This window comes from Euzebyales bacterium, assembly GCA_036374135.1.
GTDB lineage: Bacteria > Actinomycetota > Nitriliruptoria > Euzebyales > JAHELV01 > JAHELV01.
This window is the reverse complement of sequence record DASUUK010000074.1, coordinates 103,158-124,752: the sequence shown is the minus strand read 5'-3', so window position 1 is coordinate 124,752 and position 21,595 is coordinate 103,158. Positions and strand designations below refer to the sequence as shown.

The 21,595-nt window shown below is 71.3% G+C and carries 18 protein-coding genes; 8 read left to right on the top strand and 10 right to left on the bottom strand.

What is annotated here, in order from left to right; all coding sequences use genetic code 11:
- Nucleotides 1–38 precede the first annotated feature (38 nt).
- The 4 genes from VFZ70_12910 (at nt 39) to VFZ70_12895 (ending at nt 3,096) form a co-directional block, all read left to right on the top strand.
- On the top strand, nt 39–575 hold the full coding sequence (locus VFZ70_12910; protein ID HEX6256697.1) for an FxsA family protein: 537 nt from the start codon (nt 39–41) through the stop codon (nt 573–575).
- A gap of 241 nt (nt 576–816) precedes the next feature.
- A complete protein-coding gene (locus tag VFZ70_12905; protein HEX6256696.1) occupies nt 817–1,632 on the top strand; it encodes an HAD-IB family hydrolase in 816 nt (271 codons plus the stop codon).
- Entirely contained in the window at nt 1,625–2,851 is a 1,227-nt protein-coding gene (locus VFZ70_12900) for a Fic family protein (protein HEX6256695.1), read from the top strand. Before VFZ70_12905 ends, VFZ70_12900 begins: the two co-directional genes overlap by 8 nt.
- 107 nt (nt 2,852–2,958) lie before the next feature.
- Nucleotides 2,959–3,096: a hypothetical protein gene (locus VFZ70_12895; GenBank protein HEX6256694.1), complete on the top strand. Its 138-nt coding sequence runs from the start codon at nt 2,959–2,961 to the stop codon at nt 3,094–3,096.
- A gap of 240 nt (nt 3,097–3,336) precedes the next feature.
- Here VFZ70_12895 and pncB read toward each other — a convergent pair whose 3' ends face one another.
- The 4 genes from pncB to VFZ70_12875 are packed head-to-tail and all read right to left on the bottom strand — an operon-like array spanning nt 3,337 to nt 9,369.
- Complete coding sequence (pncB, locus tag VFZ70_12890) at nt 3,337–4,674, bottom strand: nicotinate phosphoribosyltransferase (protein HEX6256693.1); 1,338 nt, start codon at nt 4,672–4,674, stop codon at nt 3,337–3,339.
- Nucleotides 4,671–6,722, bottom strand: a complete 2,052-nt coding sequence (locus tag VFZ70_12885) for an ATP-dependent DNA helicase UvrD2 (GenBank protein ID HEX6256692.1) — start codon at nt 6,720–6,722, stop codon at nt 4,671–4,673. Before VFZ70_12885 ends, pncB begins: the two co-directional genes overlap by 4 nt.
- 20 nt (nt 6,723–6,742) lie before the next feature.
- On the bottom strand, nt 6,743–8,803 hold the full coding sequence (locus VFZ70_12880) for a thioredoxin domain-containing protein (GenBank protein HEX6256691.1): 2,061 nt from the start codon (nt 8,801–8,803) through the stop codon (nt 6,743–6,745).
- Nucleotides 8,800–9,369 (bottom strand): SRPBCC family protein, encoded by a 570-nt coding sequence (locus VFZ70_12875; protein HEX6256690.1) that lies wholly within the window; start codon nt 9,367–9,369, stop codon nt 8,800–8,802. The genes VFZ70_12880 and VFZ70_12875 overlap by 4 nt, the downstream gene beginning before the upstream one ends.
- Before the next feature lie 139 nt (nt 9,370–9,508).
- Between VFZ70_12875 and VFZ70_12870 the strand changes: the two genes are divergently transcribed.
- Both VFZ70_12870 and VFZ70_12865 read left to right on the top strand, forming a co-directional pair.
- Entirely contained in the window at nt 9,509–11,026 is a 1,518-nt protein-coding gene (locus VFZ70_12870) for a hypothetical protein (GenBank protein ID HEX6256689.1), read from the top strand.
- A 184-nt stretch (nt 11,027–11,210) separates the two neighbouring features.
- Complete coding sequence (locus VFZ70_12865) at nt 11,211–12,692, top strand: hypothetical protein (GenBank protein HEX6256688.1); 1,482 nt, start codon at nt 11,211–11,213, stop codon at nt 12,690–12,692.
- A 51-nt stretch (nt 12,693–12,743) separates the two neighbouring features.
- On the opposite strand, the gene mca is transcribed toward VFZ70_12865, so the two are convergent.
- Nucleotides 12,744–13,610 carry a mycothiol conjugate amidase Mca gene (gene mca / locus VFZ70_12860; GenBank protein HEX6256687.1) on the bottom strand — a complete coding sequence of 289 codons (867 nt, stop codon included), beginning with the start codon at nt 13,608–13,610 and terminating at the stop codon, nt 12,744–12,746.
- Nucleotides 13,611–13,657: 47 nt separating this feature from the next.
- The gene (locus VFZ70_12855; GenBank protein HEX6256686.1) at nt 13,658–14,518 is read right to left on the bottom strand and encodes a molybdopterin-binding protein; all 861 of its coding nucleotides are present in this window, start codon (nt 14,516–14,518) and stop codon (nt 13,658–13,660) included.
- Nucleotides 14,519–14,651: 133 nt separating this feature from the next.
- On the opposite strand from VFZ70_12855, the gene VFZ70_12850 reads away from it, so the two are divergent.
- Nucleotides 14,652–15,527: a hypothetical protein gene (locus VFZ70_12850; GenBank protein HEX6256685.1), complete on the top strand. Its 876-nt coding sequence runs from the start codon at nt 14,652–14,654 to the stop codon at nt 15,525–15,527.
- Nucleotides 15,528–15,667: 140 nt separating this feature from the next.
- Complete coding sequence (gene ettA / locus VFZ70_12845; protein HEX6256684.1) at nt 15,668–17,344, top strand: energy-dependent translational throttle protein EttA; 1,677 nt, start codon at nt 15,668–15,670, stop codon at nt 17,342–17,344.
- A 138-nt stretch (nt 17,345–17,482) separates the two neighbouring features.
- Here ettA and argS read toward each other — a convergent pair whose 3' ends face one another.
- From argS to VFZ70_12825, 4 genes are all read right to left on the bottom strand, one after another.
- On the bottom strand, nt 17,483–19,207 hold the full coding sequence (gene argS / locus VFZ70_12840) for an arginine--tRNA ligase (GenBank protein HEX6256683.1): 1,725 nt from the start codon (nt 19,205–19,207) through the stop codon (nt 17,483–17,485).
- Nucleotides 19,208–19,230: 23 nt separating this feature from the next.
- A complete protein-coding gene (cysS, locus tag VFZ70_12835) occupies nt 19,231–20,391 on the bottom strand; it encodes a cysteine--tRNA ligase (GenBank protein HEX6256682.1) in 1,161 nt (386 codons plus the stop codon).
- A 44-nt stretch (nt 20,392–20,435) separates the two neighbouring features.
- Entirely contained in the window at nt 20,436–21,119 is a 684-nt protein-coding gene (locus VFZ70_12830; protein HEX6256681.1) for a ribonuclease HII, read from the bottom strand.
- 142 nt (nt 21,120–21,261) lie between these two features.
- A complete protein-coding gene (locus tag VFZ70_12825; GenBank protein ID HEX6256680.1) occupies nt 21,262–21,594 on the bottom strand; it encodes a hypothetical protein in 333 nt (110 codons plus the stop codon).
- Between the last annotated feature and the right edge of the window lies 1 nt (nt 21,595).

Here is a 21,595-nt window from a genome sequence, read left to right as displayed (position 1 = left end):
GTGACGCCCGCGGGCAGCGTCTGCGGGAGGGTGCGGTCGTGACGCGCCTGCTCCTGGTCATCGTCTTCATCGTCGTCCCGCTCGTGGAGCTCGCGATCATCATCCAGGTCGGAGAGCTGATCGGCGCGGCATGGACCATCCTGCTCCTGCTGGCGGTGTCCCTGGCCGGTGCCTGGCTGGTGCGCCGCGAAGGGCTGCGGGCGTGGACGCGGTTCCGCACGGCGTTGGTGGAGGGCCGGGTGCCGGCGGACGAGGTGCTCGAGGGTGCGCTCGTGCTGTTCGGCGGAGCGCTGCTGCTGACCCCCGGCTTCGCGACCGACACGGTGGGGCTGCTGCTCATGGTCCCGCCGGTCCGCGCGCTGGCTACGGCGACGCTCAGACGCCAGCTCGGTGCGCGGTTCACGGTCACCTCGCTCGGCAGCCAGCGGCGCCCTCCCACGCAGCGACCGTACGGGGCACCGCAGCGCGGTGACGATGTCGTCGACGTCGAGGTCGTCAACATCGAACGCACGTCCGACGGTTCGCGCCAGCCCGGGCGCAACGGCGACATCCGCAGGGACGACGGCTCGACCTGAGGCACGGGGGGCCTCGCGGCGCAGGTGATCCGTGCCTCGCACCCGGTCACCACCGCCGACCTCGCGACCGTCCGTTGACGGTACGGTGGCGCACACGCCGCTGTGTCGGCCCGGCGCCGCGCGCGGGCAGGGCCGGGCGTCGGCTCCCTTCCGTGGAGGGCTGGCCTGCCCGATTCCCCGGTGACCACGACCCGGTGGCGGCACACGATCACATCCACGCCCACCCAGCTCTGGACCACAGATGACAACCTCCGCAGCATTCTTCGACCTCGACCGCACACTGATGTCGGGAAGCAGTGCGTACTACGTCGGCAAGGCCGCGTACCGCGAGGGCCTGCGGCCGTGGCACCGGCTGCTGTCCGACGCGACCAGCACGCTGATCTTCCGGGCGTTCGGCGCGTCCGACGAGAAGTCCGGGGCCGTCCGCGACGCGATCCTCGAGAGCGTCGCGGGCAAGGATGCGGCCGATCTGCACCGCATGGCGCCCGGCGTCATCGAGGAGATCCTCCCACTGATCCGCCCCGAGGCGCAGGCCCTGCTGGACATGCACGAAGCCGCGGGACGCGACGTGTACATCGTGTCCGCCAGCCCCGTCGAGATCGTCGGCGAGCTGGCCCGGTCCCTGGGCATCGAGGGCGGCCTGGGGACGGTCAGCGAGATCGCCGACGGCGTCTACTCCGGCCGCCTCGACGGTCCCTTCCTCTACGGCGAGGGCAAGGCGATCAAGATCCGTGAGCTGGCCGAGCAGCGCGGATACGACCTGCAGGCCTGCTACGCGTACAGCGACTCGGGCAGCGACCTGCCGATGATGCAACTGGTCGGCAACCCCGTCGCCGTCAACCCCGACCGCGCGCTGCAGGCGGTCGCGCACCGCCGCGGCTGGCCGGTCGTCGAGTTCAACGTCACCAGCAGGCGTCGCCGTCGGACAGCGCTGTCGGGTGGCCTCGGGGTGATCGCAGGTGCCGCGGGATACATGGCGGGCCGGTTGGCCACCGAGCGGCAGGTCCGCCGCCTGCTCGACGAGACCACGACCCACAGATGGCGTCGGCGTGGTTGATCTGGCGGTCTCATCGCCGTACCTGCACGTCCTCGACGCGCAGCGCGCCGCGCTGGTCGCTGCGCTCGCACCGGTGGTCACGACCGACGACATCGCCGCGGCGCGACGCCGAAGCGCCCGGATGTCGGTGCGCCTGGACGCGAGTCCGCTGACCGACGACACGGCGGACGCCGTCGACGCGTCCGGCCACCCGGCGGCGGATGCGTCGGGGCCGGCGTCCCGTGGGCTGTCGCAGGCGACATCGAGGCCGCGCGCCGACGCGCCGATCAGTGGCACGGCGTCGGATGCGCGGCACCGGGGACCGCGCGGCGGCCAGACCTTCGGAGCACGACGTGGCGGTGCCGGCTGGGCGGCCGCACTGCGCCTCGACGGCGTGCCCACGCAGGACATCGCGGCCGTCGAGTACCGCGGGATGCTCGCGGCGCAGGTAGCTGAAGCGACGATGGCGGAGACGTTCCTGGAGGCGCCGGTCCACACGCTGGTGCAGGCGGCGCGGGTGGTGACCGGTGGCCTGGTCGACCCGGACCGCGTCGGCGCGTTGCGTCTCACCAGTCGCGCGGTGCACGATGGCGCGCAGGGACGCGTGATCTTCCAGGCACCGCCGCCCGAGCGCCTGCGCGACCTGCTCGCCGACCTCGACACCTGGGTGCGGACCGAGGGGCGGTCCGTGCCACCGCTCGCGCTGGCCGGGGTGGTGCACGGACGTCTGCTGCACTGGCGACCCTTCGAGGCGGGCAACGGACGCGTTGCGCGGCTGGCCTCGCGCCTGGCGCTCCGGGCGAGCGGCGGCGACCCCTGGGGCCTGGCCGTGCCCGAGGATCGCTACCTCGCCGATCAACTCCGCTACGCGACGGAGGTCGCGGCGACCATCCGACGTGGCAGCGATCTGCGGCCGTGGAACGAGTGGACCGGCGAAGCGGTCGTGGTCAGCCTCGAGCGCGCGGCCCGCGATCGTGCCCTGGCGCCACCGGCGCCGGACGCGCGCGCGGTGAGCGTGTGCCGCGCCCTCGATCCGGGTGACACGATGACGGTCCTCGAGTTGGCCGCGTCCACTGACATGGACCGTGACGACGCGCTGGTCCAGGCCAACCTGCTGTGCTGGGCAGGTTTGCTCTCCCGCGACCCGGGCACACACGGACTCAGGTATGTGCGAGCGGCGCGCGACGTGTCCGATGGGGCAGGGGATCCCACCCGAACTAGTGGCATTATCCCGCCGTAGTTGCAAGCTCCGATCGTGATAGGCGATAATCTACGATCGTGATAGGAGCCGGTACACGGGGTAGGGCTCCGTGGCCAGGCGTCAGAGCCCTCAAGAGGAGAGCAATCGTGACCAAGCTTCGTAAGCACGCGGCAGCCATCGCCCTCGTTGGCATGCTCGCCCTGTTCGGTACCGCCTGCGCGTCGGACGACGGTGGCGGCGAGGGCGGCGAGAGCGAAGCGGCTTCTTCGGAGGCGGCGAGCTAGCCCGTACCGGCACACGCTCCGCATCGCGGAGCATAAGGTTTCGTCCGGTGGAGCCGGACGCCGCATGATCGGCGTGATGGCTCCGCTCGACGGCAAGTCAGAACAGGCCCCCGGCCGAAACGGCGGGGGCTTGTCCCATCCCTGGGAACGCACCGACGCGAGCGGGGGCGACACCGTGTCGCCCCCCCGCGACGTCGAATTGGTTGCCTGCCGACGATCCGGACGGGCGTGGCGACGTGGTTACGGGCGCAACGCGTCGATCAGCCGCGCGCGCAGGGCGGACAGCTCGTCGCTGCGGCGGACCTCCCGCCGGTGGCCGTCCTGTCCCAGGTCGGCCACCCCGTCGCGGCACCGCCGGGCGATCTGCGCGATCGACTCCCGCTCACGGCAGCGTTCGCCACGACGGAGCACCGGCTCGAGCAGCACCCGCCCGTCGTGGTCCTCGTGGTCGAGACCGACGATGTCGCCGGTCCGCGTGCGCCAGACCTGCTTGCGCCCCGGATCGGAGGTCTTGGCGGGTGAACCCGACAGCTTCAGGGTCGGCCGGCCATCGACCTCCGCAACCTTGTAAACGCCGGAGAACGACGGGTCCGAGCGCGCCGTGACCATCGCGGTGCCGACGCCGTAGGCATCGATCGGCGCACCCGCCGCTTCGAGCTCGGCGATCGCCGGGGCGTCCAGGTCCCCCGACGCGATGATGTCGACGTCGTGGAACCCCGCGTCGTCGAGTTGTGCGCGCGCACCCCGCGACAGCTCGTCGAGATCGCCGGAGTCCAACCGGATGCCGCGCAGCGGGTGACCACGCTCGGCGAGTTCCTCGGCGACCGTGATCGCGTTGGGTACACCCAGTGCGAGGGTGTCGTAGGTGTCGACGAGCAGCACACACTGGGAGGGGAACGTCTGGGCGTAGGCGCGGAACGCGTCGAGCTCGTTGGTGAACGACATGATCCACGAGTGGGCCTGCGTGCCCGAGACCTGCAGTTCGTACCGTCGCGCGGCCGCGACGTTGGACGTGCCGGTGCAGCCTCCGACGATCGCGGCCCGACTGGCGGTCAGCGCGCCGTCGGGTCCGTGGGCGCGGCGCGCCCCGAACTCCAGCACGGGCTTGCCGCGCGCCGCGCGCACGACCGCCAGCGCGTGGCTTGCGACCAGTGACGCGTAGGCCACGCGGTTGATCAGCAGGGTTTCGACCCACTGGGCCTGCAGCAGCGGACCGGTCACGCGCAGCAGCGGCTCGTTGCCGAACACCGGCGTGCCTTCGCGGATGGCCAGCACGTCGCAGGCGAAGCGCTCGCCACGGAGACGGTTCAGGAACGCGGCCGGCAGCTGCCCGAGGCCCTCCAGGTAGGCCAGCTGGTCGTCGTCGAACGCGAGGCCGTCGAGCTCGTCGATGACCTGTTCGCAGCCGGCGAGCACGACCTGGTCGATCCCCCCGGGTGGGTGGCGGAAGAACAGGTCGAAGGTTGCGGTCGCGTCCGCTATGCCGGCATCGACGTAGCCGGCCATCATCGTCAGCTCGTAGAAGTCGGTGAACAGCGCACTGCCGCCAGCCGCGCCGGCGTCGTGGGGCGCGTTCACGTCGCCGCACCGTCGTCGGCGTCGCCAGCGGCGGCGGGCGCCAGCAGTCCGAGCAGTTCGCTGCCGTACCGCCGCACCTTGGTGGAGCCCAGCCCGTGGACCGAGAGCAGCTCGGCGGCCGAGGTCGGACGCGTGGCCGCCAGCTCGGTCAACGTCCGGTCGTTGAACACCACGTAGGGCGGTACGGCGTCGCGCCGTGCACGCTCCAGGCGCCACGCGCGCAGCGCCCCGACGAGGCGATCGTCGGCGGCCGACGACACGCGCTGCCGCCGGCCCGCGCGCCGCCGCTGCCCGATGTCGGCGAGGAACCGCGAGGGCCGTCGCTTGACGAGCTTGCCCGACCAGCCGGGACGCTGCTGCGCCCACGACAGCCACAGGTGCCGTCGCGCGCGGGTCATGCCGACGTACAGCAGGCGGCGTTCCTCGGCGATGTCCGCGTCGGTGACCGCGTACGAGATCGGCACCATGCCCTCCTCGAGCCCCACCAGACAGACCGCATCGAACTCGCTGCCCTTCGCCTTGTGCAGCGTCAGCAGGGTGATCGCCGGTTTCGTGGGGTGCGCACCACCGGACGCCCGCGCCCGCTGCCCGAGCTCGACGACGACGCCCGCCAGGTCGATGTCCGGCCGTTCGTCGACGATGCGGGTCACCAGCTCGTGGAGCGCGGACATGTTGCGCCACCGTTGGCGGGCCGCCTGGCCGCTCGGTTCCCGTCGCGGGTGCCAGCTGAACCGTTCGCGGAGGACCTGTTCGACCACCCGCTCCGGTCGGCGGTCACGCGCCGGACGGGAGTTCCCCGGTGGCGGGCCGGCCGCGCCGGTGGCGGGCGGACGGTCGACCGCCGCGCGGAAGGCCTGGACGGCCTGGCGGATCTCGGGACGGTCGAAGAAGCTGCGGTCGCCGTGCACACGGGCCGGCACGCCGGCCCGCTCGAACGCCTCCTCCCACGCCTGGGTCTGACTGTTCGTACGGACGCACACCGCGATCTCGTCGTGCGACACGCCCTCGTCGATGCGATCGCGGATCCAGTCGAGCGTGCGCGCCCGTTCGGCGGTGTCGTCGTCGAACGCCATCAGCGCCGGGCCGGGCCCGTCATCGATCTGCGCCCGCAGCTGCTTGGCGTCCGGTCGATCGGCGCGCAGCAGCCGGTTGGCGGCGTCGAGCACCTGGGCGGTCGAGCGGTAGTTGTCGGTCAGGGTGATCACGGTCGCGTCCGGGAACGACGCCCGGAAGTCCACGAGGTACTCGGACGTCGCGCCCGAGAAGCTGTAGATCGTCTGATCGGGATCGCCCACGACGCACAGGTCGTCGCGGTCGCCCAGCCACAGACGCAGCAGGCGCCACTGTGCCGGGTTGACGTCCTGGAACTCGTCGACCGTGAAGAACCGGTAGCGGTTGCGGACCTCGGAGGCGATCGCGTGGTCGTCCATGAGGTCGGCGGCGACCGACAGCATGTCGTCGAAGTCGATCAGGTCGCGGTCGTCCTTGAGCGCCTCGTAGCGCGCGTAGACCGCCGCCATCTGCGACGCGGGCAGCGGGGCGTCGCGGGTGCGGGCGGCCTGCTCGTAGCCCTCGGGGGTGATCAACCGCGCCTTGGCCCACTCGATCTCGGCGGCGAGGTCCGAGGCCTCGACGTTCGCCGATCGTGCGAACGGCAGGAGCAGCCCGACCTTGCGGTCGAGGACCTGGGGGAGGGTGCGGTCGTGGACCCGTGACCAGAAGTAGCGGATCTGGGCGTACGCCGCGGCGTGGAAGGTCGTCGCGCGCACGTGCCCGGCGATCCCCAGGCTCCGAAGACGGGCCTTCAGCTCGCCGGCGGCACGCTCCGTGAACGTCAGTGCGAGCACCTGGTCCGGGCGCGCGACGCCACTGTGGATCTGGTTGGCGATCCGATGCGTGATCGTGCGCGTCTTGCCGGATCCGGCGCCCGCGATGATGCACACGGCGCCCCGTGTCGCGGAGACGGCCGTCGCCTGGTCAGGTGACAGACCGGCCGCCGGATCGTCGTCGGACCGTGCGGATGCATGGTGGTCGTCGATGGCAGGCATGTCCTGCGCAGCCTAGAGGTTCAGACTGTCGGGTCGCCGCTTCCGGCGCGCTCGAGCTGTGCATCCAGCGCGTCCGGACTGGTCACCGGCCGGTCGCAGGCGAAGTGGTGGCAGACGTACGCGGTGGCCACACCGTCGCGCAGGTCCCGATGGGCGAGGACAGCGGGAGATGACGATCCTCGCTCACCGACGGCGAGCACGGCGCCGGGGTGCCAGCGCCGCCGGTACACCGCGACGAGCGCGTCGCGCCGTGACGACGGAGGGCCGACCACGGCGACCTCGGTCGAACCCGCCAGGCGGCGTTCCATCGCGCCGAGCAGCGCGCCGAACGCCAGCGGCATCCGGGTCGCGGCGCCGGCGAGCGTCCGCAGGGTGTCGTCCGCGGCGTCCAGATGCGCCGGATCCCCGGTGAGCCCCGCGAGGCGCAGGTGCACGTCGGCCATGACGCTGCTGGCGGCCGGAGTGGCGTTGTCGAGCAGCTCCCGGGGCCGGGCGACCAGTTCCTCGCCGTCGACCGGTGTCGTGAAGTACGTGCCATCGGCGTCGCGGAACCGCTCGTCGGCGTCGGCGGCCAGGCGCTGCGCCCATTCCAGCCAGCCCGGATCGTGCGACGCCTCGTACAGGTCGAGCATGGCCGCGGCCACGTAGGTCGTGTCCTCGGCGAATCCGGCGATTCCCGCCCCGTGGTCGGGCGTCCACCGGTGCCACAACCGTCGCTCGTCGTCGACCATCCGCGACGTCACGAAGCGTGCCGTCCGTTCGGCCGCCGCGATCCACTCTGGGCGGCCGAACACGGCACCCGCCATCGCGAGTGCACCGAACGTGAGTCCGTTCCAGCTGGCCAGCACCTTGTCGTCACGCGCGGGCGCGACCCTGTCACGGCGCACCGCGAGGAGCCGGTCCAGGACCTGCCGGCGGTCGCCGGGGTCGACGTCGGCGGTGACACCGGGCGCCTCGTGGATCACGGACGTGCCATCGGGGATGTGGCCGTGCGGGTCGTTGATGTTGCCCCGCGGCGTCACGCCCCAGCGTGCCGCCCACGCCTCCGCGTCGACCCCGGCCTCCCCGAGCGCCGCGGTGAACGCGTCGTGGCTCCAGACGTAGTACTTGCCCTCCTGGCCCTCCGAGTCCGCGTCGAACGCGCACGCGAATCCCCCTGCCGGATGGGCCATGTCGTCGAGCAGCCAGCCGATGGTCTCCTCGACGACGCGGCCATGGCGGGCGTCGCCGGAGACCTGCGCGGCGTGGGTGTAGGTCCGCAACAGCAGCGCGTTGTCGTACAGCATCTTCTCGAAGTGCGGGATGCGCCACCGGCGGTCGGTGGCGTACCGGGCGAACCCGCCGCCGACGTGGTCGTAGATGCCACCGCGCGCCATGGCGTCGAGCGTGTGCGTCGCGGCCTCCAGCGACGGGGCGTGGCCCGTTCGCTGCCCGTGTGCGAGCAGGAAGTCGAGCACCATCGCGTGCGGGAACTTCGGCGCGGGTCCGAACCCACCCTCGTGGCGGTCCCACGACCCGACGATCGCCTCCGCCGCAGCGCGGGTCGTTCCGTCCTCCACGCCGCCCGCGACGGCAGGGCTCGCCGACACCGCACGGAGCCGCTCGCTCAGCTCGTGCCCGTGGACGTCCACACGATCGCGCTGGTCACGCCACAGCTCGGCGATGGACGTCAGCACCCGAATGAACCCCGGCACGCCACCCCGGTCGTCGCGCGGCCAGTAGGTGCCGCCGAAGAACGGGCGGCCGTCGGGCGTCAGGAACACGCTCATCGGCCAGCCGCCGCGCCCGGTGAGGGCCTGCACGGCGTTCATGTACACCGCATCGATGTCGGGCCGCTCCTCGCGGTCGACCTTGATCGAGACGAAGGTCCGGTTGAGGATGCCGGCGACCTGCGGGTCCTCGAAGGACTCGTGCGCCATCACGTGGCACCAGTGGCACGCCGAGTAGCCGACCGACAGGAAGACCGGCCGGTCCTCGGCCCGGGCGCGGGCGAAGGCCTCCTCGCCCCACTCGTACCAGTCGACGGGGTTGTCCGCGTGCTGACGCAGGTACGGGCTCGCGGCGTCTGCGAGGCGGTTCATCGCTCGGTGCGCTCCGTGTCGGTCGCCCGCGGCAGTGCATCCGGATCCGTGGTCAGCGCGACCAGACGGCGCAGGGCCACATCGGCGAGCGGTCGGTACGCCCGCAGCAGCACGGTGCCGACGGAGGCAGGCAGCGGACCGTGAACGGCCATCCGGACGCGCACGCCGGCAGCGTCGTCGACCAGTTCATGCGTCGCGATCATCTGGTGGCCCAGCGGGAGGTGGACGAGGAAGTCCCAGCGTCGTGGTGGGTCCACCAGCGTGATCAGCGCAGTGACCGTGGCGGGCCCGTGCCCGTCGATGCGCACCCGGTCGCCGGTGCGCAGCGCGGATCCACCTTGGGTGACGTCGGCCCTGGACCCGGCTCCGCGCCCGGTGCCGCCGGGGTCCCCCTCCGGGCGGAGCTCCGGCTCCGCACGACGGATGTGCGGCGCCCACGCCGGCCACAGCTCCGGTGTCGACAGCAGCCTCCACAGCGCGTCGGGATGGGCGGCCCCGGCCGGAACGCGCACGGCGACAGTCGCTCTCGCCGTGGGCGAGCCCGCCCTGTCGCCGTTGCCGCTCATGAGGCCATGCTAGGGGTGCGACCGCATCGTGCGCCGACGGTCGAGCGACCGCCCTCGGCGTGACCGGCGGTCCCGGGTATGGGCCTCCACCTCAGGTCGAGCGTTGCGTGGATCGAACACATGTTCGATACTGGCGGCGATGAGGCGGACACTCGCGGATCTGCAGCGGCCGGACACCGGGACGCACACGCAGCTGCCGCTGGCACTCCGCGACGCCCGGCGGGTGACCACGCCCGAGTTCGCGGGCATCACGTTCCTGGAGGTCGAGGCACGGTCCGCTCTCAACGCCGTGCGCGGCATGCCGTTCAAGTGGAGCATCAACCCCTACCGGGGCTGCTCACACGCATGCACGTACTGCGTGGCGGGCGACACGCCCGTCCTGCGGATCGACGGCACGACCACGCCGATACGGGACCTGCGGGTCGGCGACCGTCTATGGGGCACCCGCCGCGAGGGGCGGATCCGCCGCTTCGTGCCGACGGTCGTGCGCGACCACTGGTCGGTGGTCAGGGCCGCCCACCGCGTATGGCTCGCGGACGGGTCGGCACTCGTCACGAGCGCCGACCACCGCCTGCTCACCCACCGGGGATGGCGGCACGTGGCGGCCTCACCCCACGGCGGGCACTGGCGTCCCCAGCTCGTGGTCGCCGACTGGCTGACAGGTCCGCGCGGCGCCGTCCGCGACGGCCTCCCGCTCGAGCTGGCCACGCGGGTCGCGCGCGTCGAGCCGCTCGGCGGAGACCTCGAGCTGTACGACATGACGACCGACACCGGTGACTTCGTGGCCGGGGGCGTGGTCCACCACAACTGCTTCGCCCGCCCGACCCACCGCTATCTCAACCTGTCACCGGGGATCGACTTCGAGCGCACGATCGTCGTCAAGACCAACGTCGTCGACGTGCTCCGGTCCGAGCTGGCACGTGCCGGCTGGCGTGGTGAGCAGGTCGCCCTGGGTACCAACACCGATCCCTACCAGCGGTGCGAGGGCCGGTACCGTCTGATGCCCGGCATCATCATGGCCCTGGCCGAGACGGCGACGCCCCTGTCGATCCTGACGAAGGGAACGCTGATCACGCGCGACATCGCGCAGCTCGCTGCCGCGGTGGAACGGGTGGAAGTGACGGCCGCGCTGACCGTCGGCATGCTGGACGAGGCGGCGTGGCGCGAGACGGAGCCGGGCACGCCGCACCCGCGGGCGCGCCTGGAGGCGGTCGCGGCGCTCAACGCGGCCGGCGTCCCGACCGGTGTGATGCTGGCGCCGATCATGCCGGGCATCAACGACGACGCCGAGCAGCTCGCGGAGATCTGCGATGCGGCAGCCGCGGCCGGTGCGACGCACATCACGCCGATCGTCCTCCATCTGCGCACCGGGGTCCGGGAGCTGTTCATGCCCTGGCTGCGACGCACGCGGCCCGAGCTGGTCGACCGGTACGAGGCGCTGTACCGCAGCGGCACCGCGGCCGCGAACTACCGGGACGAGGTCGGTGCGTTCGTCCGCGCGCGCCGTGACGCGGCCTGGCGACGGTACGGTCGGCCACATCCACGCGCCACGCGCGACGCCGGTGCGGGGGACGCGCGGGGCGAGCGTGGCGGATCGGCGGGCCGGACCGACGACGTCGTGCGCGCGCACGCGGCACAGCAGCTGCTCCTGCTGTGAAGCGGACCACCGTGGCAGCAGCCTGCGTGCGACGTCCGATCCGGCATCCACGCGGCGTGGGCGTGCTGTGCGTGATCGCGGGGCGACAGCTGGTAGACAATCAGGCGCGTCTGATCCGGTTGCCCTGTCCCAGCGCTGGGCAGGCTGCTGGTCGGATTGCGTCATCGCCGGGAGAGAGACGTGCATGGGACGCGACATCGACAAGACCGAGTTCAGCCGGGAGGACCGGATCCGGTACCGCAACAAGGTCAAGTCGAACCTCGCCGCACTCGAGCAGCTCGTGCGCGAGGGGCGGTTCGAGACGGGCAGACGGCTGTGCGGCGTCGAGTGTGAGGTGTACATCACCGATCAGCGGGGGGACCCCGCGGCGATCAACGCCAAGCTGCTCGAGAAGCTGGCGTCGGACGAGTTCCAGACCGAGCTGGCGCAGTTCAACATCGAGTTCGGCAACCAGCCGCGGCGACTGACCGACCACGTGTTCCACACGATGGAGGTCGAGCTGCGTCGCAGCCTCAACCACGCGCACGCCATGGCCGAGCACCTCGATGCGCGGGTGGTCATCATCGGCATCCTGCCGACGCTGACCGACTTCGACATCACCGAGCAGAACCTGTCGGCGAACCCGCGGTACAAGGCGCTCAACGACATGATCCTGGCCCAACGTGGCGAGGACATCCACATCCGGATCGAGGGTGACGACACCTTCGAGACGATGACCGACTCTATCCTGTTCGAGGCGGCGTGCACCTCGGTGCAGCTGCACCTGCAGGTCGACCCGAAGGACTTCGCGCTGTACTGGAACACGGCACAGGCACTCTCGGGACCACTCGTCGCCGTCGGTGCCAACTCGCCGTTCCTGCTCGGCAAGCAGTTGCACCACGAGACGCGCATCGCGTTGTTCGAGCAGGCGATCGACACCAGGACGGAGGAGCTCGCACAGCAGGGCGTGCGTCCGCGCGTGTGGTTCGGTGAGCGCTGGCTCAACGAGGGCCTGTTCGAGCTGTTCGACGAGAACGTGCGGTACTTCCCCTCGCTGCTGCCGCTGTGCGACGCCGAGGACCCGCACCAGATGATCGCGGACGGCAAGGCTCCTCACCTGCCCGAACTGACCCTGCACAACGGCACGATCTGGCGGTGGAACCGACCGGTCTACGAGGTCAAACGCGGCCGCCCGCACATGCGCGTGGAGAATCGTGTGCTGCCCGCCGGTCCGAGCGTGCCCGACATCGTGGCCAACGCCGCGTTCTACTACGGGCTGCTGCACGGGTTGGCGTCGCAGGACCACAGGATCTGGACGCGGATGAGCTTCGACGCGGCGCGCGACAACTTCTTCGCCGCCGCCCGCGACGGTCTGACCGCGGAGCTGTACTGGCCGGGGGCCGGTGCCCACGTGCCCGTGACCGAGCTGATCGTCCGGCACCTGTTGAGCATCGCGGAGGACGGCCTGCGGGAGTGGCAGGTCAACGACAGCGACATCGACTACTACCTCGGCATCATCGAGGAGCGCGTGCTGTCGGGCCAGAACGGCGCGACGTGGCAGATCGCCGCATGGCGCCGGCTGCGTGAAGGTGGGCTGGACGATCACCAGGCGTTCCGCGAGCTCGTCAGCCACTACCATTCGCGTTCGTTCGCGGGCTTGCCGGTCCACACCTGGTCGCTGCCGTAACCCACGTCCGGTCGGGCGAATGGGCGCCCGGTTGCCGTCAGTGTCCGGAGCTCAGCGTTCGACGCCGGCGAACAGCGACTCCTCGGGTATGGGGCTGTCCACGCGCGTGTCGGCGAGCTCGAACTCGTCCCAGGGATAGGTGCCGCGCATGATCCCGTCGGGCAGCGCGAACCAACGGCCCTGCGGATCGATCTGCGTGGCATGCGCCAGCAGCGCCTGCTTGGCCGTCGCCATGTGATCGCCGACATCGATGCGGGTCGTCGTGCGGTCGACGTGGTCGGGGTCCCACCGCGACAGCCACTCACCGAACGGCGACTCGATGTGGTGCGCCAGGCACGCCTCGTGCAACGCGACCAGCCGCCGCTTGGTGAACACCCCCGTGTAGTAGAGCTTGGACACCTCGTGTGGTGACCCGGCGTCCGGGAACCGGTCGCCGTCCGCGGCCGCCTCGTACGCCGCCACCGCCACGTCGTGGCAGCGGATGTGGTCGGGGTGCGGATAGCCGCCGCCATCGGGGTACGTCACCAGGACGTCGGGCCGTTCGGCGCGGACGAGCGCGACCAGGCGAGCGACCACCTCGTCGACGTCGACGTTGAAGAAGGCGTCGTCGGCCAACCGGCTTCCGTCGCCATCGAAGTCCTCGACGTAGCCGGAGTCGCGGTAGTCGAACGACCAGTGGTCGGTGACGCCGATGATCTCCAGCGCGCGGGCCAGTTCCTCGCGGCGGATGTCGATCATCCGCTCCTTGACCCCAGGCTTGTCCATCGCCGGGTTGAGGATGTCCCCGGCGCCTCCGTCGGTCAGCGTGACGACCGAGACGCGGTGACCCTCCTTGGCGTACCGGGCCATCGTGGCGGCACCCTTGGAGGACTCGTCATCGGGGTGTGCGTGGACGAACATCGCGTGCATCTGGCGCATGCGGCAACCCTAGACGACTCCCGCCTGACGGGCCGGCGTCGCCCCCGTCAGTCCGGCTGCTCGGTCGCGGCCCACCGCTCGGCGGCGTTGCTCCAGCTCTCACGCCAGCGGTCGGCCCGGCGGGCCATGGCCGGATCGTCGGCCAGCGCAGCGATCGCGGCACGCAGTTCCGCCACGACGGCTACGACGTCGGCGCGCGCGCCCTGCACGCGCAACACGCACTCGCGGCCCGGGTACGAGCCGATCCTGACGTCCGGTCGGCGGCGCTCCAGGGCGTCGAGCAGCGGCGTGAGCACGGACTCGGGATAGGGGTGGGTCAGCTCGACCGTGTGCACCGGCGACCCGAACGCCGCGAGCAGTGTCTCCTCCAGGCGCCCTATGAGCTCGCGGAACTGACCCGGCACGCCAGGCAGGGCGATCAGGGCGACGCCACCGTCGCCGGGTCCACCGTCGAGATCGATGCGCGCCGACGGTGGGCCTGGTTCGACCACCGGTCGCGCCCCGCGCGGGATGCGCGCGAGCTTGGCCAGCGTCGCGCGCTGCACCTCGTCGACCTCGTCGCCGGCGTCGCGCAGCCGCCGGATGATGCGATCGACCATCGCCCGCAACGCCGGGTCCTCGACCAGGTCGACCGCGAGGTGGTCTGCGATCGACGCCATCGTCCGGTCGTCGGGTGTCGTGCCGACACCGCCGGAGGTGAACACGACCCGCGGACGTGTCCGACCCAGCTCGGCGGTCAGCGCCTCGTCGATCGCGTCCCGCTCGTCGGGGACGACCGAGATGCGGTCGAGCGGGACGCCCAGGGTGTGCAGCCGACCGGCCAGCCACCCCGCGTTGGCGTCGCGTACGAAGCCGTCGAGGATCTCGTCGCCGATCACGATGATCGAGGCGCGCAGCGTCGCGCTCACCGCGTCGGGCGCCCGGTGGCTCGCGCTCCCTGAGGGCGCCTCGGAGGATCGCCTGCCATGACGCGAGGATAGCGGCGTCGACCACTACGATGCCCACCATCGTCCAGCACCCGAGCCGAGGCACCGAGATCCGATGTACACCAGCGCCGAGGATGCGCGATCCGATCTGTTCCTGTCCGCCGCCGTGTATGTGCTCGGCGACGAGGTGCTGCAGATCGTTCGCGGCCTGCTGCGGATCGATCTGATCCCGGGTGTCACGCCGGTGCTCGAGCTCGTCGTCCCGGTCGCCACGACCGTGCTCGTGCCGGTCCTGCTGATGCGCTACCGCAGAGAGACGTTCGGCCAGTACGGCTACGGGGCCGGACTGCCGCCGAACTTCGGCGTCGGGCTGCTGCTGGCGCTGCCCATCGTGATCGCCAGCGTCATCACCGGTGTGGTCGTCGCCGGTGACCCGCTGGCGGGCCTGGGGGTGTCGGCCGTGCTGTTCGGCGCGCCCCTGGCGCTGGCGGTCCGGCTGCTGAGCTGGATCGGCGTCGGCTTCCTGGCCGTGTACGTCACGGTCAAGGCGCGGGACGCGTTCCGCAGCGACTACCGCACGGTCCGCGAAGTGACGATCTCACTCGGACGCATCCTGGGCATGGTCGCCGCCGGCGCCGTGTCGGTCGCGCTGCTGTTCACCCGGCCGGGTGCGGCGGGGCTCGACTTCGCCCAGCTGTTCGCCGTCATCGTGCTGCTGCCGGTCGGTGTCGCGCTCGCCGTGGTGATGGTGACCCAGACCCTGCGCGGCCCGTCGGCGACCAGCCGGGCGACCATGCTCACGCCGGTGGTGCTGCTCGCGCTCGGGCCGTTCCAGCTGTCCTTCAGCCTCGGTGAGGTGGCGCTGACCGTGAGCCGTGCGGCGGCGTACGCGGGCGTCGGCCTGATCATCGCGGCGCTGCAGGAGTCACGTCGCTCGGCCGTCGCGAGCCTGGGACTCACGCTGGCGATCGCGCTGCTGAGCACGCTGTGAGGTCCCGCTGACGCGCGCGTACGCCGGGGCTGAGCCGGCCGGGTGCGGGTAGCGGCGGCCGGCGTCGGCGCTAGCATCCTCCGCACGGCACCCCCTGTGACCGTTCCTCCATGCCTTCCACGTCGTGACGAGGTGCAGCCGTGGCCGAGTACCAGTTCGTGATGAAGGGCCTGACGAAGGTCGTTCCCCCCAACAAGGAGATCCTGTCCAACATCTGGCTGTCGTTCTTCCCTGGCGCCAAGATCGGCGTGCTCGGTCCGAACGGCGCGGGCAAGTCGACGCTGCTCAAGATCATGGCGGGCGTCGACACCGAGTTCGAGGGCGAGGCGTGGCCGGCGACCGGAGTGTCGGTCGGCTACCTGCCGCAGGAGCCCCAGCTGGATCCGACCACGGACGTCCGCGGCAACGTGACGGCCGGCCTGGCCGGGCAGGCGCGGCTACTCGAACGCTTCAACGAGCTGTCGGCGAAGATGGCCGAACCGCTGGACGACGCGGAGATGGCGAAGGTCTACGACGAGTTCGCCGAGGTGTCGGACGCCATCGAGGCGGCGGGTGCGTGGGACATGGACCGCACGCTCGACATCGCGATGGACGCGCTGCGGGTGCCGCCCGGCGACGCCGAGGTCACGACGCTGTCCGGTGGTGAGCGCCGTCGCGTCGCGCTGTGCCGCCTGCTGCTGTCGCGCCCGGACCTCCTGCTGCTCGACGAGCCGACCAATCACCTCGACGCCGAGAGCGTGGCCTGGCTCGAGCGCCACCTCGACGAGTACGCGGGCACCGTGGTCGCTGTCACCCACGACCGCTACTTCCTGGACAACGTGGCCGGCTGGATCCTCGAGCTCGACCGCGGCAAGGGGCTGCCGTTCCAGGGCAACTACTCGTCATGGCTGGAGCAGAAGCAGGCGCGTCTGGCGCAGGAGGAGCGCGAGGAGTCGGCGCTCCAGCGCACGCTGGCCCGCGAGCTCGAGTGGGTACGGGCGGCGCCGCGTGCCCGGCAGGCCAAGTCGAAGGCGCGGCTCACCTCGTACGAGGCGCTGCTCGCCCAGTCTCCGGCGGAGCGCCTGGGCAAGGCCGAGCTCGTCATCCCCAACGGCGCCCGTCTGGGGGACGTCGTCGTGGACGCCGACGGCGTCCGCAAGGGCTTCGGTGACCGGCTGCTGGTCGACGACATGACCTTCTCGCTGCCGCCGGGCGGCATCGTCGGCGTCATCGGTCCCAACGGCGCGGGCAAGACGACCCTGTTCCGCATGATCGTCGGCGAGGAGACTCCCGACGCGGGCACCCTGCGGGTCGGTGACACGGTCGAGCTGTCCTACGTCGACCAGAGCCGCGACGCGCTCGATGCGGACGGGACCGTCTTCGAAGAGATCAGTGACGGTCGCGACACGCTGGAGATCGGCGGGCGCGAGATCGCGGCCCGCTCCTACGTCGCGCAGTTCAACTTCAAGGGGCCCGACCAGCAGAAGAAGGTCGGCACCTGCTCGGGCGGCGAGCGCAACCGCATCCACATGGCCAAGCTGCTGCGTCGCGGCGGCAACCTGCTGCTGCTCGACGAGCCCACCAACGATCTGGACGTCGACACGCTGCGGTCGCTGGAGGACGCACTGCTCGCCTTCGCGGGCTGCGCCGTGATCATCAGCCACGACCGCTGGTTCCTCGACCGCATCGCCACCCACATCCTGGCGTTCGAGGGCGACAGCGAGGCCACCTGGTTCACCGGCACGTACTCCGAGTACGAGCAGGACCGCCGGGCGCGGCTCGGCGCCGACGCCGCCCAGCCGCACCGCATCGCCTACAAGCCCCTGACCCGCGGCTGAACCCCGCGGGCCTCCGCCGCCTGAGCGAGCCGATCCGGACACGACGCCACCGGCGACGGTGGCCGTGCTGTCCGGATCAGGTCGGTCGTGGTCGCGCCGTCGCCGACGTCATCCCGCCGCCGGCGTGGCTCCGCCGTGTCACATCTGCTCGGGCGCGGTGATGCCCAGCAGCCCCAGGCCCAGCGCAAGCGTCCGCGCCGTCAGGTCGCAAAGGACCAGGCGGCTGTCTCGCACCCGCCCCTCGGACCGCAATACCGCGCAGTTCTCGTAGAAGCCGGTGAACGCCGTCGCGAGGCCGTACAGGTAGGTCGCGAGCCGGTGGAACTCCATCGTCTCGACGACCTCGTCGATGACGCCCGGCAGCGACAGCAGCTCGATCGCGAGCGCCCGTTCCTCAGGCGCCGCGACCACGACCTCGGCCACATCGGTGGACGCCGGCCGGCCCAGCTTCCGGAAGATCGACCGGATGCGGGCGTTGGCGTACTGGAGGTAGGGCGCGGTGTTGCCCTCGAACGCCAGCATCCGGTCGTAGTCGAAGACATAGTCCTTCACCCGGTCGGTCGACAGGTCGGCGTACTTGACCGCGCCGACGCCGGTCGCCTCCGCGACGGTCGCCCGGGTCGCATCGTCCATGTCGGGGTTCTTGGCGGCCACGACGTCGGCGGCGCGGGCGACGGCCTCGTCGAGGAGGTCGATCAGCTTGATCGACGCGCCGGCGCGCGTCCGCAGGATCTTGCCGTCCGAACCGAGGATCGCGCCGTGCCCGACGTGCTCCGCGCGGGCCGGCGGCGTCAGCCACCCGGCGTCGCGCGCAGTGGCGAAGACCATCTCGAGGTGCTGGCGCTGGGGCAGTCCGACAACGTACAGCAGGCGCGTGGCGCCCTGGTCGTAGATGCGCTCGCGGATGGTGGCCAGGTCGGTCGCCGCGTACCCGAACCCCCCGTCGCGCTTCTGCACGATGAGCGGCAGCGGTTCGCCGTTGCGGTTGTGGAACCCGCCGGGGAACACGCACCGCGCCGCGTCGTTGACCCGCAGCAGGTCGAGCTTGTCGAGCTCGTCGACGATCGCCTGCAGCTGATCGTTGTAGACGCTCTCACCGACGAAGTCATCGGCGGTCAGCCGCACACCGAGCCGGTCATAGACGGCCAGGAAGTAGGCCTGCGACTCCTCGACCAGCGTGTGCCACAGCCGCAAGGTCGCAGGATCGCCGCGCTGGAGCAGCACGACCCGCTGCCTCGACCGCTCCTGGAAGACCTGGTCGGCCTCGAACTTCCGCCGTGCCGCCCGGTAGAAGCCGTTGAGGTCGCCGACCGACAACTTGTGCGCCGCCTCGGCCTCGCCGATGTCGAGCAGGTGCTCGATCAGCATCCCGAAGGGCGTGCCCCAGTCGCCGATGTGGTTCTCGCGGACCACCGTGTGACCGACCCATTCGAGCAGGCGCACCGCGGCGTCGCCGATGATCGTCGACCGCAGGTGACCGACGTGCATCTCCTTCGCCGCGTTCGGCGCGGAGTAGTCGATGACCACCGTCTCCGGGTGGTCGGTGACCGGCACGCCCAGGCGCTCGTCGTGGCTGATGGCGGCCAGCATCCGACCCAGGGCGCCCGCCGACAGGGTCAGGTTGATGAAGCCCGGACCCGACACCGCGACCTCAGAGCACAGGTCGTCCAGGTCGGCCCGCTCGACGATCCGCTCGGCGATCGCGCGTGGGTTCTCCCGCAGGCGGCGCGCCAGGCCGAGCGCTCCGTCGGCCTGGAAGTCGGTGTGACGCGAACGGCGGATCACCGGATCGACGTCGGTGCCGGCGACGGCGGCGAACGCCGGCGCCAGCCGCTCCTCCAACTGCTGCGTGAGACCTGGCATGGGCCAAACCTAGCGTTGTCGGATCACGCCGTGGGTGTCGGCTGGTCGTCCAGGTCGATGCCGAGCAGCGCGGCGGATGCGCACAGCGACGCACCGTGCCCGGCGTTCGCCATGCGGTCCAGCACGTCGAGCGCCGCGGGGGTGTCCAGATCGTCGTCGAGCGCGGCAACGACCGCCTGCTCATCGGTCAGGTCCCGGCCACTCGTGGCGGCCGCCGTCCGCCAGCGGGCGAGCCGGCCGGTCGATGCCACCATCAGTTCCTCGTCGTAGCTCCAGGTCGCCCGGTAGTGGTTGGCCAACAGGTAGGTGCGGATCGCCGGGCCGGGGAAGCGGCCGAGCAGGTCGTGGGCGAACACGAGGTTGCCCAGTGACTTGCTCATCTTGACATCGTCGAGCCCGACCATGCCCGTGTGCAGCCAGAACCGCGCGAACGGGCCCTGCCCGGTCAGGTGCTCGGACTGCACGATCTCGGCCTCGTGGTGGGGGAAGACCAGGTCGTTGCCGCCCCCGTGGATGTCGATGACGCCGCCGAGGTGCTCCATCGCCATCACCGAGCACTCGATGTGCCAGCCGGGCCGGCCCGGTCCCCACGGGCTCTCCCACGTCGGTTCGCCGTCCCGGCCGGGCTGCCACAGCAGGAAGTCGAGTGCGTCGCGCTTGCCGGGCGCGTCGGGATCGCCGCCCTTCTCCGCGAACTCGGCCAGCATGCGCTCGCGATCGAGCCGGGACAGTGCGCCGAACTGCTCGGCGATCGCGATGTCGAAGTAGACGCGACCGTCGTCGAGCACGTACGCGGCGCCGCGCTCGACCAGGCCGGATACGGCGGTCACGATCGCGGGCACCGTATCGGTGGCGCGGGGCGCCACGTCGGGTTCGCGGCAGCCCAGTGCCCGGAGATCGGCGTCGAAGCGCGCCACCTCGGACTCGGCGAGCTCGAGGAAGTCGACGTCGCGCTCGCGGGCCGTCCGCAGGATGTCGTCGTCGACGTCGGTGACGTTGCGGACGTAGCGCACCACGTGACCCCGGTGCTCGAGTGCCCGGATCAGCACGTCGAACGCGACGTACGTCGCCGCGTGCCCGAGGTGTGCCGCGTCGTACGGCGTGATGCCGCAGACGTACAGGCGGATGGTGTGGCCGGCGATCAGCGTGCGTGGCCGGCCGCTGCGCGTGTCGAACAGCTTCATCGTCCACGAGCCTAGGTTCGAACGCGGACGGTCGCCGTCGGTGTTCACCCGCCGCCCGGAGCGTCGATCGGGTCCGCGCCGAGGGGCGCCTCCGGCGGCCCGATCCGATCCAGGGGCAGGTCGAGCCGCGGTGTCGTCCGGGCCCTGATCGGTGCCCAGCTGTGGCGGTGCAGGCGGCACGGACCGTGACGGTCCAGCGCCGCCACGTGCGGCGGTGACGGGTAGCCCTTGTTCGAGGAGAAGACGTAGCGGGGATACGTCGGACAGACGGCGCGCATGAGGGCGTCACGCGTGACCTTCGCCACGATCGACGCGGCCGCGATCGACGCCGACCGGGCGTCGCCGTGCACGATCAGCTCCACCGGCCGCGCGACGTCCGCGAGCATGTTCCAGTTGCCGTCGACCAGGAATGCCGCCGGACGCACCGGCAGCTTCGCCACGGCACGCGACGCCGCGAGCCGCATGGCATCGCTCATGCCCATCGCGTCGATCTCGTCGTTGCTCGCATGCCCGATGCCGATCGCCACGGCGAACGAGCCCAACCGGTCGGCGAGCTCCTCACGCCGGGCGGGGTCGAGCATCTTGGAGTCGCGCAGCTTGTACATCCGCCTGTCGCTGGGCAGGACGACCGCGGCGAACGTGACCGGTCCCGCCCAGGCCCCGCGTCCCACCTCGTCGACGCCAGCGACAAGGTCGCCGTGCTGCCACCAGCGACGTTCATGCGTCACGCCCGGCACGTCGGGCAGTCGGATCCGTCGGCCCGAAGCGGTGGTGATCACGTTGCGGCGATGCACGGCGGGCAGTCCCATCGCGGGCACTGTAGCGAATCGCGACCCGATCGACCCGCTGTGCGATCGCGAGCGGGGTGGGCTACAGGTACAGGCCGGTCGGTCCCACGTCGCGCTCGCTGGACGCGACGGCATGCACGTCGCGTTCGCGGACGATCAGGAACACGTCGCCGCGGACGTCGACCTCGATCGCGCTGTCGGGCAGGAACAGCACCATGTCGTCGACGCCGATGCTGCGCACCAGCGGTCCCACCTCGGTCACGGTGCCCCACAGTCCGCGCCGATCGGCGGTCTTGGCCGTGGCCGGGATGATGATCCCCGCCTTCGACCGCCGGTCGTCGGCGTCGGGCAGCGCGCACATGATGCGGTCGCCAGTGACCCGGACCGCGAGCTTCGCGTCGTCGTGATCAACCATG